The following is a 14,804-nucleotide window of genomic DNA, read 5'->3' as shown; positions in this document are numbered from 1 at the left end:
TTCGGCCCCGGGGCCGGCTTGTGTTTCAGGCTGTTCCAAGACTTGTCAGCGGGCCGGGCACAAATCAAACGCATTTAAAGAAACCTTAGATGCAAAATATTCATGTATCGTCTCGTGCCCCGCCGACAGGCGCGGCACCGGGGAAAATGCGGCATCTGCACCGCCCCGAGCTGTATCTATAGCCTGTGCTTATCCGGCCTGACGCGGTTCGGATTTGATCTGGCCCCGCGGGGGTGGCTTTGCTGGGAGCGATGAACATGGAAAGGACCCCCGCCATGAGTGATGCGAAAACCGCGCTTGTCATTTCCGCCCATGCCGCCGATTTCGTCTGGCGCTGCGGCGGCGCGATCGCGCTGCATGCGCAGATGGGATACAAGGTTACCGTGGTCTGCCTGTCATTCGGGGAACGGGGCGAAAGCGCCAAGCTGTGGAAACAGCCCGGCATGACCCTGCAGCGCGTCAAGGATGCCCGCCGGGCCGAGGCCGAGCGCGCCGCCGCGGCACTTGGCGTGCATGACCTGATCACCTTTGATCTGGGCGATTACCCGCTTGATATGGCCCGCGCCGACAAGGACCGGCTGGTCGGCGTGATGCGCGATGTGCAGCCCGCCTTCATGTTAAGCCATTCGCAATACGACCCCTATAACTCCGATCACATGTATACCACGCAGGTGGTGCTGGAATGCCGGTCCACCGCGCAGGCCTGGGGCCACAATCCGGGGGAAAAGGTGCTGGGCGCGCCGCAGCTGTATCTGTTCGAACCGCATCAGACCGAACAGATGGGCTGGAAGCCCGACACCTTCCTGGACATCACCCCGGTCTGGGACAGGAAGCGCGCCGCGATCGAATGCATGGAAGGCCAGGAACATCTGTGGGACTTCTACACCCGCGTGGCGCAGAACCGTGCCAACCACTTCACCCGCAATTCGGGCGGGCAGTCGGGGGGGCGGGGCTGCAAATATGCCGAAGGGTTCCAGTCGATCTTTCCGCGCACCGTGGATGAGCTGTGACATGGGCGTTGTGGTGCAGAACATTGCGCGCGCCCCGGCGGCGGTGATCGACGGGCTGGCGCGCGCGGGCGTCGCCACCGTGCATGAGGCGCAGGGCCGCAGCGGCTGTTTGCACAGCCATATGCGGCCGATCTATGCGGGGGCGCAGATCGCGGGGTCCGCGGTCACGATCAGCGCGCCGCCGGGCGACAACTGGATGGTGCATGTCGCCATTGAACAGCTGCAGCCCGGTGACATTCTGGTGCTGGCCCCCACAAGCCCCTGTGACAACGGCTATTTCGGCGATCTGCTGGCGACCAGCGCGATGGCGCGGGGCTGCCGGGGGCTGGTGATCGATGCGGGCGTGCGCGATGTGCGCGACCTGACCGCGATGGGTTTTCCGGTCTGGTCGCGGGCGATCAGCGCGCAGGGCACGGTCAAGCAGACGCTGGGGTCGGTCAATGTGCCCATCATCTGCGCCGGGCAGGCGATCGCGGCGGGCGATGTGATCGTGGCCGATGATGATGGCGTGGTCGTAGTGCCCCGCGCCGGTGCCGGGACGGTTCTGGCTGCCGCCGAAGCGCGCCTTGCCGCCGAAGAGGCGAAACGCCGGCGCCTGGCGGCGGGGGAACTGGGCCTGGACATCTATGACATGCGGGCGCGGCTGGCGGCGAAGGGGCTGAAATATGTCTGACCCGGCCTGCCCGGATGCGGATGGCATTCCGTGCCTGTGGATGCGGGGGGGCACGTCCAAGGCGGCGGTGTTCCTGGCCCGCGATCTGCCCGCCGATCCGGGCGCGCGCGATGCGCTGCTGTTGCGCATCATGGGCAGCCCCGATCCGCGCCAGATCGACGGGATCGGGGGCGGCGATCCGCTGACCTCGAAGGTGGCGATCCTGTCGCCGCCCAGCCGGGATGATGCGGATGTGGATTACCTGTTCCTGCAGGTCTTTGTCGATCAGGGGCGGGTATCGGCGGCGCAGCCCTGCGGCAATATTCTGGCCGCCGCTGGCCCCGCGGCGATCGAACGCGGGCTGGTGGCGGCGGTACCAGGCGAAACCCCGGTGCGCATCCATCAGCGCAACTCGGGCGAGGTGGCGCTGGCGCGGGTGACCACCCCGGGCGGGCGCGTGTGCTATGGCGGCGCGGCGCGGATCGACGGGGTGCCCGGGCGCCATGCCGCGGTGCCGCTGATGTTTCGTGACATCGCGGGCGCCATGTGCGGGGCGCTGCTGCCCACGGGGCGCGCGCGCGATGACATTGACGGGGTGCCCTGCACCCTGATCGACAATGGCATGCCCGTGGTGGTGATGCCCGCCGCCGCCTTCGGCCTGACCGGGGCCGAGGATCGCGATGTGATCGAGGCGATGGCCCCGGTCAAGGCGCGGATCGAGGCGATCCGCCTGAAGGCCGGGCCGATGATGGGGCTGGGCGATGTCCGTGCCAAATCGGTACCCAAGATGACGCTGGTATCGGCCCCGCTGCAGGGCGGGACGATTGCCACGCGCAGCCTGATCCCGCACCGGGTTCATGCCTCGGTCGGGGTGCTGGCGGCGGTCAGCGTGGCCACCGCCAGCCTGATGCCCGAAAGTCCCGCCGCGCAGGTGGCGCATCTGCCGGGGGATGGGCGGTTCCTGGTGGAACATCCCACCGGACAGGTCGAGGTGCTGCTGGACATCGCCCCCGACGGCACGGTCGCGGGTGCGGGGATCTTGCGCACCGCGCGCAAGCTGTTTGACGGGCGCGTCTTTCCCGCGCCGGTGGCCGATGCCGCGCCATCGGGTTAGGGCATGCCCCGAAGGGCCCGGGGGCGGTGGACGGCGGCGGCAATCTGGGCCAGATTGCCGCGAACCCGGCGCCCCGCCCCGATCCTGAAGGACATGCCCTTGCCCGACCCGCTTCGCATAGTGCTGGCCCTTGTCATCGGAACGGCGGGCGGTGCGGTCTTTTTCGCGCTGTCGCTGCCGTTGCCCTGGATGCTGGGCGCGCTGTTTGCCACGATGGCGGCGGCGGTGCTGCGCGCGCCGGTCAAGGGGCCCGACCGCATCCGGCCCTGGGTGGTGACGGTGATCGGCGTGCTGCTGGGGTCGCGCTTCACGCCCGATGTTCTGGCGCAGGGGCAGGTCTGGCTGGGCACGGTGGCGGTATTGATGGCCTATGTGGTGGCGGTGGCGCTGACCATCGTGCCGTTCTATCGCTATGCCGGGCGGCTGGACTGGACCACATCCTATTTCGCGGGCATGCCCGGCGGCCTGAACGAGATGATCGAGATCGGCGAGGCCGCCGGCGCCAGGGTGCCCCCGGTGATCCTGGCCCACAGCCTGCGCATCGTGGCCACCATCGCGCTGATCGCGGTGTGGTTTCGCGTGGTGCAGGGGCAGGCGGCGGTGGGTGCGCCGATGGGGGCGGCCAGCGCGATCAGCGCGGCCGATGCGCTGGTGCTGCTGGGCAGCGCGGTGCTGGGTATCTGGCTGGGCAAGCGGCTGCGATTTCCGGCGCCCACCTTCCTGGGGCCGCTGGCGCTGTCGGCGGCGGTGCATCTGGCGGGGGTGACGGAAAGCGCGCCGCCCACGCTGTTGGTCAATGCGGCCCAGGTGATCCTGGGCACGGTGCTGGGCTGCCGGTTCCGTGGCATCGGCACCGCCACGCTGGTGCGCGCCGGGGTGCTGAGCGTGATTGCCACCGCGCTGACCCTGGTTCTGGCCTATGGCACGGGTCTGGTGATAACCCGGTTCGCCGGGGTCGGGATGGAACAGGCCATGCTGGCCCTGGCCCCCGGCGGGTTGACCGAAATGGGATTGATCGCCATGGCGATCGGGGCGGATGTGGCCTTTGTCGCGCTGCATCATGTGGCGCGCATCCTGTTCGTGATCATGGTCGCGCCGCTGGCCTTCCGGTTGTTGCGGCGTTGATCGGGCGTATTTTTCCCTGCGACATTTTGGCCCGATAATTATTGACTTAAATACTCGGCAATAGTATCGCCTGCCGAACGGCAGCCATTCTCTTCCCTGAGATCAGCCACCGAGCTGAACAGTCAACGATCCACCAGACTTTCCAAAGGGACGAGAAATGTCGATGAAAATGATTGCCTCGCTGAGGCAGCCGGGCCTGCATGGCGCAGGCCTGCCCGCACGCAACAGCCTTGCACTGGCCACTGTCGCGGTGATGGGGACCGCCGCGCCGGTTGGCGCGCAGACCGTGGCGCCCGATGTGATCACCCTGCCCACGCTGGAGGTGGAAACCACCGCGCCGGAACAACCCGTCGTGGTACGCAGGCCCCGCGTGGCCGCTCAGGCGCCAGCCCCCGCGGCCAGCCCGGCGCCCGTGCCGGTGGCCCAGACCGCGCCCGGCCCGGTGGCAGGGACGGGCGGGCTATCGCCCTATGCCGACCCGAATGCCGGATATCGCGCCGTGACTTCGGGCAATTCCCTGCTGGGTCAGCCGCTGTCACAGACCGCGCGCACGGTGAATGCGATCACCGCCGAGGTGCTGGCCGACAAGAACGCCACCTCGGTCCGGGAACTGGCGCGCACCACGCCGGGGCTGACGCTGGGCACGGGCGAGGGCGGCAATGCCTTTGGCGACGTGCTGTATATCCGCGGCTTCAAGGCCACCAACGATGTCTATATCGACGGTGTGCGCGACGCGGGCGCGGCGCTGCGCGAGACGTTCAACACCGAACAGGTGGAAATCACCAAGGGGCCGTCGGGGTCGATCGGCGGGCGCGGCACCACGGGCGGCGCGGTCAACGTGGTGACGAAGAAACCGCAGGCCGATGATTTCGTGCAGACCGAAACCACGCTGGGCCTGAACGCGCTGGCGCGCCAGACGGTTGACTGGAACAAGGTCTGGAATGACCGATTCCGCACCCGCATTGGCGTGATGGCGCAAACCGCCGAGGTTGCGGGCCGCGACGGGATCGAGGATGACCGGCGTGGCCTGTCGCTGGCGGCGGAATATGACGCAAGCGATCGGCTGAAGCTGACGCTGGACGCCTATCACCTTGAAATGAGCGGCACGCCGGACTGGGGCATCCCGTGGATCAACGGCGGCCCCGCGACGGAAACCATCGGGCTGGACCGCGACACGACTTATACCGTCGAGGGGCGCGATTTTCAGGACGGGTTCCAGGACATCGCCACCCTTGGGCTGCGCTATGACATCAGCCCCGATGTGGCGCTGACCAACCGCACCCGGATCGGGCGGACGGGCATCGACTATGTCGTCTCGGTCCCGTCAGGGGCGACGCTGGTGGGGGACGACTGGATCCTGTCGAACCTGTCGGCGAAATCCACGCGCCAGATCAATCGCACGCTGTCGAACACGACCGAGCTGTCCTTTGGCCTTGACACCGGGGCGGTGCGGCACAGCCTGATCGCGGGCCTTGGCCTTTCGCGCGAAAAGGTGACCCAATGGGGCTATGCCGGTGCCGTGTCCGAGGATTTCGGCGGGGTCAGCGGCAGTTCGTGCAGCAATCTGGTGACGGTGGTGAACCCCGACACCGCCGTCTGCTGGCCCGTGGGGTCAACGCTGACGCTGTCCGGCCCCCCCCGCGTGACCGAGGTGGATACGGTGTCGGTCTATCTGACCGACACAATGGCGCTGTCGGACAGGCTTGACCTGAACCTGGGCCTGCGGGTTGATGATTACGACATCATGCGCACGGGCGGCGCGGGCGAGGGCGCATACCGCTATGCCCGGCAGGACACGCTGTTCAGCTGGAACGCGGGGCTGACCTACAGGCTGAACGATCAGGGCATGGCCTATCTGGCCTATGCGACCTCGGCCAACCCGATGGGGCAGGAACTGGATGCGGGCGGCGGTGCCTATTCGGGCCTGGATGAGCCCGGCCAGCTGCTGGACCCGGAAAAGAACCGTGCGATCGAATTGGGCACGAAATGGGATCTGGGGCACCTTGGCCTGACGGCGGCGGCGTTCCAGACCACGAAATCCAATGCGCGCGAAACCCTTGGGCGCGGCGCTTCGGCGGTGACCTCGGCCACGGGCAAATACCGGGTGCGCGGGATCGAACTGGGCATCGCGGGCAAGGTGACGGACCGCCTGTCGCTTTATGGCGGTGCGACCTGGATGGACAGCAAGGTGCTGGCAAGCGCCGTGGCGGACGATATCGGCAAGGAACTGGCCAATACCGCGCACAAGCAATTCAATCTGCTGGCGCAGTATCGGCTGACCGATGCCTGGACCATCGGCGGGCAGGCCACCTGGAACGGCGGCCAGAACCTTGGCACGATGGCGGCCAATGGCAACACGCTGCCGGCCTATTGGCGGCTGGATGCGATGGCCGAATATGACCTGGGCGATGACCGGGTGCTGTCGATGCGCGTCGATAACCTGCTGGACGAAACCTATTACGACACCGCCTATCGGTCGGGGTCGCCCTTCGTCTATGTCGCGCCGGGGCGGACGGCCTCGGTCACCCTCAGCATGAAGTTCTGAAACACTGCCCGGGCGGCATCGCCCGGGCCATTCAAGGAGCAGCCCGATGCTGATCACCATTCCCGCCATCCTGACCCGCGATGAGGTCACCCAAATCCGCGCCACGCTGGACGCCGCCGACTGGCAGGACGGCCGCCACACCGCCGGGCCGCAATCGGCGGAAATCAAGCGCAACGCGCAGATCCCGCTGAACAGCCCCATTCTGCCCGACCTTCAGGCGCGGCTGATCGGCGCGCTGACGGCGCATCCGGTCTGGGTGTCGGCGGTGCTGCCCGCGCAGATCCTGCCGCCGATGTTCAACCGCTACGAGGGCGGGCAGACCTTTGGCACCCATGTCGACAATGCGATCCGCGTCATCCCCGGCGCGGGGCGGCAGATCCGCACCGATGTGTCCTGCACGCTGTTCCTGTCCGACCCGTCGGATTACGACGGCGGCGATCTGGTGATCGAGGGGCATTACGGCGCGCAATCGGTCAAGCTGCCTGCCGGGTCGGCGGTGGTCTATCCCTCGACCTCGCTGCATCAGGTGACGCCGGTGACGCGTGGGGCCCGGGTGTCCAGCTTTTTCTGGGTCCAGTCGATGGTGCGCGACGCGCAGCGGCGCGAGATTCTGTTCGATCTGGACCAGTCGATCCAGTCGCTGGGCGGGGAACTGGGCGCCAATGCGCCCGACGTGCTGCGCCTGACCGGCATTTACCACAACCTGATCCGCCAATGGGCCGAGGTCTGACATGGCTGCTTCCAACGAAACCCTGATTTCAACGCTGCGCGACTGGGGCCTGCCCGGTCTGGCCGACCGGCTGGCCGCCGCCGATACATCGGATGCGCTGACCCCGCTGGCGATGTTCATGGATGCCGACTGGGTGGTGAAATCGGTGATGCTGGGGCTGGGGGTGGCCTCGGTTCTGGTCTGGGCGATCTGGCTGGGCAAGCTGTTGCAGATCGCGCGCGCCGCGGCCCGGATCGGGCGCGATTACCGGCGGCTGTCGGGGCATGGCCGCCTGGGTGCGGGGCTTGCGCCCAGGGGCGAGCTGGGCCGGATGCAGGCCGCGGCCCTGGCCGAGATGGCCGCATCCACCGGCCTGCCGGCGGCGGGCATCAAGGCGCGTGTCGCGATGGAACTGGCGCGGATCGAAGGCGGGGCCGCGCGGGCGATGCAATCGGGGGTGACGGTGATCGGTTCGGTCGGGTCGACCGCGCCGTTCATCGGGCTGTTCGGCACCGTCTGGGGCATCATGAATGCCTTTGTCGGCATCGCGGCCAGCGGCACCACCAACCTTGCCGTCGTCGCCCCCGGCATTGCCGAGGCGCTGCTGGCCACCGCCATCGGTCTTGTCGCCGCGATCCCGGCGGTGTTGTTGTTCAACCATCTGACCCGCGCCATCGGCGGCTATCGGGCGCGGCTGGGCGATGCGGCGGCGCTGGTGGAACGGACCCTGTCGCGCGATCTGGACCGGGCCGCGCAGACCGCACCCGACGGGGCCGATGTCATCCCCCTGGCGGCGGAATAGGCCATGGGTGCAAGACTTTCTTCAGGCGCAGATGACGATCTGGCCGCCAATACCGACATCAACATTACCCCGTTCATCGATGTGATGCTGGTGCTGTTGATCATCTTCATGGTGGCGGCGCCGCTGTCCACGGTGGATGTGCCGGTGGAATTGCCGGTGGCCACCGCCACCCCCGCGCCGCGCCCGGCCGAGCCGGTGATTGTGACGGTGCAATCCGACCTGTCGCTGCTGGTGGGGGATCTGCCGATCACGCTGGATGCACTGTCGATGGAGCTGGACATCGCCACGGGCCTGAAACGCGACACGCGGATCTATATTTCCGCCGACCGCGCCGTGCCCTATGGCGAGGTGATGGCGGTGATGAACCGGATGCGCGGGACCGGCTATCTGAAGATCGGCCTGGTCGGGCTGGAGGAAGATCCCGCGCCTGCCGAAGGGGCCGCGCCATGAGCCTGGCGTTTCCCGCCCGGGCCGCGCCCGTCTGGGCCATCGGCCTTGGCATCAGCGCCGCGGCCCATGCGGCGGTGCTGGCCGCCTTTCTGGCGCAGCCCGTGGCCCCGCCCCCGGCAGAGGCCGGGCTGAAAGGGCGCGAATTCATCGATCTGGCCGATGTCGACATGATCCTGGCCGCGCCCGAGACCGACCTGGCCAAGGGCGAGGCCGCCGCCGACAGCGCCGCGCAGCTGGACAGTCCCGAACAGACCGAACCGGCACGGGCCGCGAATGACCCGATGCTGGCGCAGATCCCTGACCCGGTGACCGACCCGGACCTGCAATTCCGCATCTCGACCCCCGATGACCCGATTGAGGCCGAGAAGGAGGCAACCGAGGTCGCCACCGAGGTGCAAGAGCAGGAGCATACCGAATTCGCCCCGCCCGCAACCGCCGCCAGCCCCGAGCCAAGCGCGGGCGATCAGGCGCAAAGCAGTTCGACCGAGGCGGAAATCGGCCTGTCGGATGAGGACACGGCCCGGATCGAGGATTGGCAGAAGGCCATCGTTCTGGCGCTGGCCGCCGCCAAGACCTATCCCGGGGCCGCCCGGCAGGCGCGGGCCGAGGGCAAGGTGATCCTGGGTTTCAGCCTGGACAGCTATGGCCGGGTGGTGGCGCGGTCGGTGCTGGAAAGCTCGGGTCATCCTGTGCTGGACCGTGCGGCGCTGGCGCTGATCGACGGGCTGGCGCGACTGCCCGCACCGCCCGCCGCGATGGGGCCGGGGCCGTTCCCGATGCGGGTGCCGATCGCCTATTCGGTCAGGTGAACAGGCAATCGGGGCCGATCCCGGCCAGCGTCCGTCGCCCCATCAGCCCCATCGCCACGGCGAATTCGTCGCGCAGCCGCCGCAGGCAGGCGGCCACACCCGCCGCCCCGTCGATGGCCAGCGCGTAAAAGGCGGGGCGGCCCAGCAGGACCGCATCCGCCCCAAGGGCCAGTGCCACCAGCATATCCTCGCCCGAGCGGATGCCGCCATCGACCAGCATCGGCACACCGGGCAGGGCGGCGCGGATCGCGGGCAGAACGCGGGCGGTGGGGGGCAGGCCATCCAGCACCCGGCCCCCGTGGTTCGATACGATCACCCCGGCGCATCCGGCCTGGACCGCGCGGGTGGCATCCTCGGGTGTCATCACGCCCTTGGCCAGCACCGGCACCGGGCTTTCGGCGCACAAAGCCGCCAGATCCTTCCAGACCGGCGCGCGCGCCAGCAGCCCCGCAATCCCTGCGGGCGCAGGCGCAGGCAGCGCATCCAGCATCACCGGGCGGATACCTTCGGGCAGCCGAAAGCCCGCCGCGATTTCACGGTTTCGCACGCCGTTCAGCGGCGCATCCACCGTCACCACCAGCGCCGCCGCCCCCGCCGCCAGCGCCCGCGCCGCGAGCGCCCGCGTCGCGGCCGGATCGGGTTGCAGATAGAGCTGGAACCAGAACGGGGCCACGGTCGCATCCTCGGGCGGAACCGAGGTCTGGCACGACAGCACGAACCCCGCGCCCTGCGCGGCCGCCGCCTGGGCCATCGCGGCCTCGCCTTCCGCGCAGGCCAGGCGCTGAAAGGCCATCGGCGCGACCAGGCAGGGAAAGTCCAGCTGTAGCCCGGCAAGGGCGGTGGCGGTCGAAAACCCCGCCATATCGGCCATCAGACGCGGGCGCAGGGCATGGTCGCCCCAGGCCAGTTCATTGGCGCGCAACGTCCGTTCCCGCCCCGCGCCCCCCGCGACATAGGCAAAGGCGGGCGCAGGCAGGCACTGCGCGGCGGCGGCTTCAAGGTCATGCAGCGGGGGGGTCACGACGATCTCTCCGGTATGGCAGCCCCACAGGGGGGCGGCGCCAGTATTTCGACGCGGCAGCGCCGCTGCAAGCCCGGCGGGGATCATGGGGTCAGGCGCCGCGAAGATTTCGCCCCAGGACGAACCGGCCCTGGCCCCGGTCTCATGGCCGGTCCGCCCCTGCTTGACAGTCCTGCGCCCGGGCGCCATGGTCGCGGCATAACCAGGGGTGCTCCGGTCGGGGCTGAGATGCGCAATACCGCGCGAACCCTTTACAGCTGATCCGGGTAATACCGGCGGAGCGAGGCAAACATGTTCATCGGCGCGCAGGTGTCGCTTTATCCCATGACGTCGGATTTTGTCCGCGTCATCCTGTCGGGGCTTGAGGCCCTTTCCCCCTATCGCGACCAGCTGCGGATCGAGACCGATGATGTCTCGACGCTGATGGTGGGCGCGCCCGGGCCGCTGCTGGATGCGATCCGCGATCTGTTCGCGCGCACGGCGCGTGACCCCGCGCATGTGACCATGCATGTCACCCTGTCGCGCGGCTGCCCCGGAGAGCCGGATGATCCATCCTGCCGCTGCGATATCCTGTCGGTGGCGCAGCACCTGCCACTGGCCGAACGACAGGCCCTGGCATTGGCCCAGGTCGCGCATGCGCCTGTGACCGGGGTCGGGATCGACGTGCAATTCTCGCTTTATGTGCTGGGGCAGGACCACCACATGGACGAGATTTATGGCTGCATCGCGTTCCTGAAATCCTCGGGCACGTTCCTGCGGTCCAAGAACTTTTGCACCCGGTTGCGGGGCGATGCGGGCGCGGTGTTTGAAACCGTGCGTCAGGCATTCCTGCGCTTTGGCCCGGCCGAGGGTCACGTCACCATCGATCTGACAGCCTCGGCCAACAGCCCCTCGCCGCGCTGAACCGCCGCAGGAGGTTTGCGATGCTGTCGCGTGTTCTGGCGCCGCTGGCGCTGTTTGCCGCCCTTCTTGCCGGGTGGGAGGTTTATTGCCGCCAGTCGGGGGTATCGCCGCTGATCCTGCCGGCGCCGTCAGGCGTTCTGGGCGCCCTGATCCGCAACCGGGCCGAGATCGGCATCCATGCGCTGGCCACCGCCGGTGTCGCCACGCTGGGGTTTTCGCTGTCGGTGGGCTTTGCCGTGCTGAGTTCGATGGCGCTGCATTTCCTGCCGCGGGCGGAACGGGCGCTGATGCCGGTGTTCGCGGCCAGCCAGACGGTACCGCTGGTGGCGCTGGCGCCGCTGATGATCCTGTGGTTCGGCTTTGGGCTGCTGCCCAAGGTGTTGCTGGTCATTCTGGTGACCTTCTTTCCGATGCTGCTAAGCCTGCTGTCTGGCTATCGCCAGACGCCGCAGGCATTCGCCGACCTGCTGGCGGCAATGGGGGCGGGGCAATGGGCGGTGTTTCGTCGCGCGACGCTGCCTTCGGCGCGGGCGAGCTTTGTGGCCGGGCTGCGGATTTCGGCGACCTATGCCATCGTTGCAACGATCTTTGCCGAATATGCCGGGGCGCGGCGGGGCTTGGGCATCTATATCCTGGCGGCCAAGAATAATTTCCGCGCCGACCTGGTGCTGGCGGCCGTGGTGGTTTCGGCCGTGTTGACGCTGGCGCTGCTGGGTCTTTTACAGCTTCTGGACCGGCTGACGGCGCGGGGCCCCGGGGTGCGGCGCGATGCTTGAGATCCGCGGCCTGACCATCACCGCGGGCGGGCGCGATCTGGTCCGCGACCTGTCGCTGCGCCTGCCCGACAGGGGGATTACCGCGCTGATCGGGCCGTCGGGCTGTGGCAAGACCTCGGTGCTGAAATGGCTGGCGGGGATCCTGCCGGGCGAATTGCGGGCAAGCGGGCAGGTGATGCTGGACGGCGCGCCGATCCGGCCGCCCCATGCCGCGCTTGGCTATCAGCCGCAAAGCGACGCGTTGTTCCCCTGGCTGACCCTGGCGGAAAACGCGGCGCTTGGGCTGACCGTCGCGGGCCTGCCACGCCGCGTGGCGCTGGCGCGGGTGACGCCGCTGTTTGCGCCCTTTGGCCTTGCCGGGGCCGGGGCGCTGTTTCCCGCGCAGGTTTCTGGCGGGATGCGCCAGCGCGCGGCCTTCCTGCGCACCATCGTCCGGGACAGCCGCTTTGTCCTGCTGGACGAACCGTTCTCGGCGCTGGATGCGGTAACGCGGATGCGGATGCAGGCCTGGCTTATGGATCGGCTGCAGGATCAGGCGCGTGCTGTCCTGCTGGTGACCCATGACCTGCACGAGGCCACCCGCCTGGCCGACCGCATCCTTGTGATGGCCGCAGGGCCCGGCCGGATCCTGTCGGACATCCCGATCGCCATACCCCAAGACCGGCGCGACGAGGCCGCAATGGCCCCCCTGCGCGAAACCCTGAAATCCCTGTTGCTGGAGGAAATATCCCGATGATCCGCCCCCTTCTTCTTGCCGCGCTGCTGGCCCTGCCGCTTCCCGCGCTGGCCGGGAACGTCACCATCGCGCTGGACTGGACGCTGAACACCAACCATATCGGCCTGATTGTCGCCCGCGACCGGGGGCTTTACGCCGAGGCCGGGCTGGAGGTCGATATCCTGCCCTATTCCGACACAAGTTCGGCCGCGTTGCTGGCGGCGGGCGCGGCGGATTTCGGCTATCTGACCTCGCTGGGGTTTCTCAGCGCCAGGGCCGGCGGGGCGGATCTGACCGCGCTTTGGGCCACCATGCAGCACGAAACCGGGCGGCTGGTCTATAATTCCGACAATGCCGCGATCAAACGCCCGGCCGATCTGTCGGGCAAGACCTATGCCGGGTTCGGCAGCGCCTGGGAGGCGGCGCTGATCGGCACGATGATCCGCAATGACGGTGGCGCGCCGGTCTGGGATACGGTCACCCTTGGCACCGGCGCCTATGAGGCGCTGGCCACCGGCGCGGTCGATTTCACGCTGGAGGTCGCCACCTGGGAAGGCGTGAACGGCGCGCTTCTGGGCCGCCGCCAATCCGCCTTCCGCTATGCCGATTACGGCATCCCCGATCAGCACAACGGCTATATCGCAACGCGGGATGAGGTTCTGCAGGCCGACCCCGGGATGGTCGCCGCCTTCATGCGTGCCACACAGGCGGGCTATGAATGGGCCGCCGAACATCCCGCCGAGGCTGCGGACATGATGATCGCGGCGGGCGATTTTCCGAACCCCGGTCTTGTCCACGGCTCGATGCAGGCCATCGTCGCGGGCGGCTATCTGCGTGATGGCGATGCCCCGGTGGGCCGGATCGACCCGGAACGGTTCACGACAATGGCCCGGTTTCTGTTCGACAGCGGCGTGCTGAAGGATGCGGGCGGCGCGGCGCTGGTCTGGCCGGGCGATGTGTCGGGCTGGTTCGACCAGGGCTGGATGCCGCAATGATCCTTAACGCCGTCCTTTTCGGCCACGGCAGCCACGAGGCGGCCTGGCGTGCGCCTGCCGCGCGCGCCACCGCACCGCTGGAGCCGGGCCATTGGCTGGCCTGCGCGCGCGCGGCCGAGACAGCGGGGTTCGACGGGCTGTTTCTGGGCGACATCCTCTGCCTGCAGGACCGGCCCGAACATCATCCGTCCGAGGCGCTCGATCCGTTCATGGTGTTGGCCGCGCTGGCCGGGGTGACCTCGCGGATCATGCTGACGGGCACCGCCTCGACCAGCTTCAACCACCCCTGGCACCTGGCCCGCCGCATCCTTACCCTGCACCATCTGTCGGGGGGGCGGGCCGGATGGAACATCGTTACCTCTTCCTATCCACAGGAGGCCGCGAATTTCGGCTGGGCCGAGATGCCTGACACCGCCGATCGCTATGCCATCGCCGAAGATGTGGTCCAGGGGGTCCGTGCGCTGTGGGATCAATGGGACGGGATCGAGAGGGTGGCCGACAAGGACACGGGACGCTTCCTGAGCCGCGCGCCGGCGCAGGTCTGGCACCGGGGCCGGTATGGGGCAATCGGTGGCCCTGTCAACCTTTCACCCGCGCCGCATGCCCGCCCGCTTCTGGCGCAGGCCGGGTCCTCTGCCGAAGGGATGGCCTTTGCCGCCCGCCATGCAGACCATGTCTTTACCGTCCAGTGCGACCGGGCCTCTGCCAAGGTTTTCCGTGCCCGCATCCGCGCCGGGGCCGCCGCAGCCGGCCGCGATCCCGATGGGGTAAAGGTTCTGCCCGGGGTCGTCGCCTTCGTGGCCGACACCCGGGCTGAGGCCGAAGCACGGTTGCAAGCCCTGACCGAAAGGATCGGGCTGGATCACCTTCTGGCCAAACTTGGCCGCTTTACCGGCCTGTCATTCGATGGGCTCGACCTTGACCGCAAACTGCCCCTGGGCCCGGATGACCTGCGGGAAAACCGCTTCAGCAATTCCCGCGCGCATCTGCTGCTGGCCGAGGCGCAGCAGAGCCGCCTGACGCTGCGCCAGCTGATCGCGCGTTTCGCCGCCGGACGCGGGCATCTGTTGTTGGTAGGCACGGGGCGCGAAGTTGCACAGGTGCTGAAGGACTGGGTCGTCGCGGGCGCCGCAGACGGCTTCAACGTCATGCCGCCCGAACTTCCGCAGGACATTACA

General features: G+C 68.2%; 15 protein-coding genes and 1 riboswitch. Of the genes, 14 read left to right on the top strand and 1 reads right to left on the bottom strand.

Annotation, left to right across the window (positions count from 1 at the left end; genetic code table 11):
- The first annotated feature begins 275 nt into the window (after positions 1-275).
- From ACK8OU_RS11360 to ACK8OU_RS11320, 9 genes are all read left to right on the top strand, one after another.
- Complete coding sequence (locus tag ACK8OU_RS11360) at positions 276-1,010, top strand: PIG-L deacetylase family protein (protein ID WP_410303542.1); 735 nt, start codon at positions 276-278, stop codon at positions 1,008-1,010.
- A 1-nt stretch (position 1,011) separates the two neighbouring features.
- Entirely contained in the window at positions 1,012-1,683 is a 672-nt protein-coding gene (locus ACK8OU_RS11355; RefSeq protein WP_410303541.1) for a 4-carboxy-4-hydroxy-2-oxoadipate aldolase/oxaloacetate decarboxylase, read from the top strand.
- Positions 1,676-2,776 carry a 4-oxalomesaconate tautomerase gene (locus ACK8OU_RS11350; RefSeq protein ID WP_410303540.1) on the top strand — a complete coding sequence of 367 codons (1,101 nt, stop codon included), beginning with the start codon at positions 1,676-1,678 and terminating at the stop codon, positions 2,774-2,776. The genes ACK8OU_RS11355 and ACK8OU_RS11350 overlap by 8 nt, the downstream gene beginning before the upstream one ends.
- 99 nt (positions 2,777-2,875) lie before the next feature.
- Positions 2,876-3,901 carry an AbrB family transcriptional regulator gene (locus ACK8OU_RS11345; protein ID WP_410303539.1) on the top strand — a complete coding sequence of 342 codons (1,026 nt, stop codon included), beginning with the start codon at positions 2,876-2,878 and terminating at the stop codon, positions 3,899-3,901.
- A 157-nt stretch (positions 3,902-4,058) separates the two neighbouring features.
- On the top strand, positions 4,059-6,446 hold the full coding sequence (locus ACK8OU_RS11340; protein WP_410303538.1) for a TonB-dependent receptor: 2,388 nt from the start codon (positions 4,059-4,061) through the stop codon (positions 6,444-6,446).
- A gap of 46 nt (positions 6,447-6,492) precedes the next feature.
- On the top strand, positions 6,493-7,176 hold the full coding sequence (locus ACK8OU_RS11335; RefSeq protein WP_410303537.1) for a Fe2+-dependent dioxygenase: 684 nt from the start codon (positions 6,493-6,495) through the stop codon (positions 7,174-7,176).
- Position 7,177: 1 nt separating this feature from the next.
- Entirely contained in the window at positions 7,178-7,957 is a 780-nt protein-coding gene (gene exbB, locus ACK8OU_RS11330) for a tonB-system energizer ExbB (RefSeq protein ID WP_410303536.1), read from the top strand.
- A gap of 3 nt (positions 7,958-7,960) precedes the next feature.
- On the top strand, positions 7,961-8,407 hold the full coding sequence (gene exbD, locus ACK8OU_RS11325) for a TonB system transport protein ExbD (protein WP_410303535.1): 447 nt from the start codon (positions 7,961-7,963) through the stop codon (positions 8,405-8,407).
- A complete protein-coding gene (locus ACK8OU_RS11320) occupies positions 8,404-9,216 on the top strand; it encodes a TonB family protein (protein ID WP_410303534.1) in 813 nt (270 codons plus the stop codon). The genes exbD and ACK8OU_RS11320 overlap by 4 nt, the downstream gene beginning before the upstream one ends.
- Here ACK8OU_RS11320 and ACK8OU_RS11315 read toward each other — a convergent pair.
- Positions 9,209-10,426 carry an alpha-hydroxy acid oxidase gene (locus ACK8OU_RS11315; protein WP_410303533.1) on the bottom strand — a complete coding sequence of 406 codons (1,218 nt, stop codon included), beginning with the start codon at positions 10,424-10,426 and terminating at the stop codon, positions 9,209-9,211. The genes ACK8OU_RS11320 and ACK8OU_RS11315 overlap by 8 nt on opposite strands.
- Positions 10,427-10,431: 5 nt before the next feature.
- A riboswitch (TPP riboswitch) is annotated at positions 10,432-10,538 on the top strand.
- On the opposite strand from ACK8OU_RS11315, the gene ACK8OU_RS11310 reads away from it, so the two are divergent.
- From ACK8OU_RS11310 to ACK8OU_RS11290, 5 genes are all read left to right on the top strand, one after another.
- On the top strand, positions 10,529-11,140 hold the full coding sequence (locus ACK8OU_RS11310; protein WP_410303532.1) for a YkoF family thiamine/hydroxymethylpyrimidine-binding protein: 612 nt from the start codon (positions 10,529-10,531) through the stop codon (positions 11,138-11,140). It overlaps the preceding riboswitch by 10 nt.
- A 20-nt stretch (positions 11,141-11,160) precedes the next feature.
- Complete coding sequence (locus ACK8OU_RS11305; protein WP_410303531.1) at positions 11,161-11,916, top strand: ABC transporter permease; 756 nt, start codon at positions 11,161-11,163, stop codon at positions 11,914-11,916.
- The gene (locus ACK8OU_RS11300; RefSeq protein WP_410303530.1) at positions 11,909-12,652 is read left to right on the top strand and encodes an ABC transporter ATP-binding protein; all 744 of its coding nucleotides are present in this window, start codon (positions 11,909-11,911) and stop codon (positions 12,650-12,652) included. Before ACK8OU_RS11305 ends, ACK8OU_RS11300 begins: the two co-directional genes overlap by 8 nt.
- Complete coding sequence (locus ACK8OU_RS11295) at positions 12,649-13,626, top strand: ABC transporter substrate-binding protein (RefSeq protein WP_410303529.1); 978 nt, start codon at positions 12,649-12,651, stop codon at positions 13,624-13,626. The genes ACK8OU_RS11300 and ACK8OU_RS11295 overlap by 4 nt, the downstream gene beginning before the upstream one ends.
- Positions 13,623-14,804: NtaA/DmoA family FMN-dependent monooxygenase (locus tag ACK8OU_RS11290; RefSeq protein WP_410303528.1), on the top strand; the 1,182-nt coding region annotated here is incomplete at its 3' end. The genes ACK8OU_RS11295 and ACK8OU_RS11290, both read left to right, overlap by 4 nt.

It is taken from the genome of Pontitalea aquivivens (assembly GCF_046507575.1).
Taxonomy (GTDB): domain Bacteria; phylum Pseudomonadota; class Alphaproteobacteria; order Rhodobacterales; family Rhodobacteraceae; genus Pontitalea; species Pontitalea aquivivens.
Note: the sequence above shows the minus strand (reverse complement) of the source record. Positions and strands in the feature narration are given on the sequence as shown.

Coding starts and splice junctions, on each gene's coding strand:
- ACK8OU_RS11310 (WP_410303532.1), top strand. CDS start 10,529: ATGTTCATCGGCGCGCAGGTGTCGCTTTATCCCATGACGTCGGATTTT.
- ACK8OU_RS11360 (WP_410303542.1), top strand. CDS start 276: ATGAGTGATGCGAAAACCGCGCTTGTCATTTCCGCCCATGCCGCCGAT.
- ACK8OU_RS11305 (WP_410303531.1), top strand. CDS start 11,161: ATGCTGTCGCGTGTTCTGGCGCCGCTGGCGCTGTTTGCCGCCCTTCTT.
- ACK8OU_RS11355 (WP_410303541.1), top strand. CDS start 1,012: ATGGGCGTTGTGGTGCAGAACATTGCGCGCGCCCCGGCGGCGGTGATC.
- ACK8OU_RS11335 (WP_410303537.1), top strand. CDS start 6,493: ATGCTGATCACCATTCCCGCCATCCTGACCCGCGATGAGGTCACCCAA.
- exbD (WP_410303535.1), top strand. CDS start 7,961: ATGGGTGCAAGACTTTCTTCAGGCGCAGATGACGATCTGGCCGCCAAT.
- ACK8OU_RS11300 (WP_410303530.1), top strand. CDS start 11,909: ATGCTTGAGATCCGCGGCCTGACCATCACCGCGGGCGGGCGCGATCTG.
- ACK8OU_RS11340 (WP_410303538.1), top strand. CDS start 4,059: ATGTCGATGAAAATGATTGCCTCGCTGAGGCAGCCGGGCCTGCATGGC.
- ACK8OU_RS11320 (WP_410303534.1), top strand. CDS start 8,404: ATGAGCCTGGCGTTTCCCGCCCGGGCCGCGCCCGTCTGGGCCATCGGC.
- ACK8OU_RS11315 (WP_410303533.1), bottom strand. CDS start 10,426: ATGGCGCCCGGGCGCAGGACTGTCAAGCAGGGGCGGACCGGCCATGAG.
- exbB (WP_410303536.1), top strand. CDS start 7,178: ATGGCTGCTTCCAACGAAACCCTGATTTCAACGCTGCGCGACTGGGGC.
- ACK8OU_RS11295 (WP_410303529.1), top strand. CDS start 12,649: ATGATCCGCCCCCTTCTTCTTGCCGCGCTGCTGGCCCTGCCGCTTCCC.
- ACK8OU_RS11350 (WP_410303540.1), top strand. CDS start 1,676: ATGTCTGACCCGGCCTGCCCGGATGCGGATGGCATTCCGTGCCTGTGG.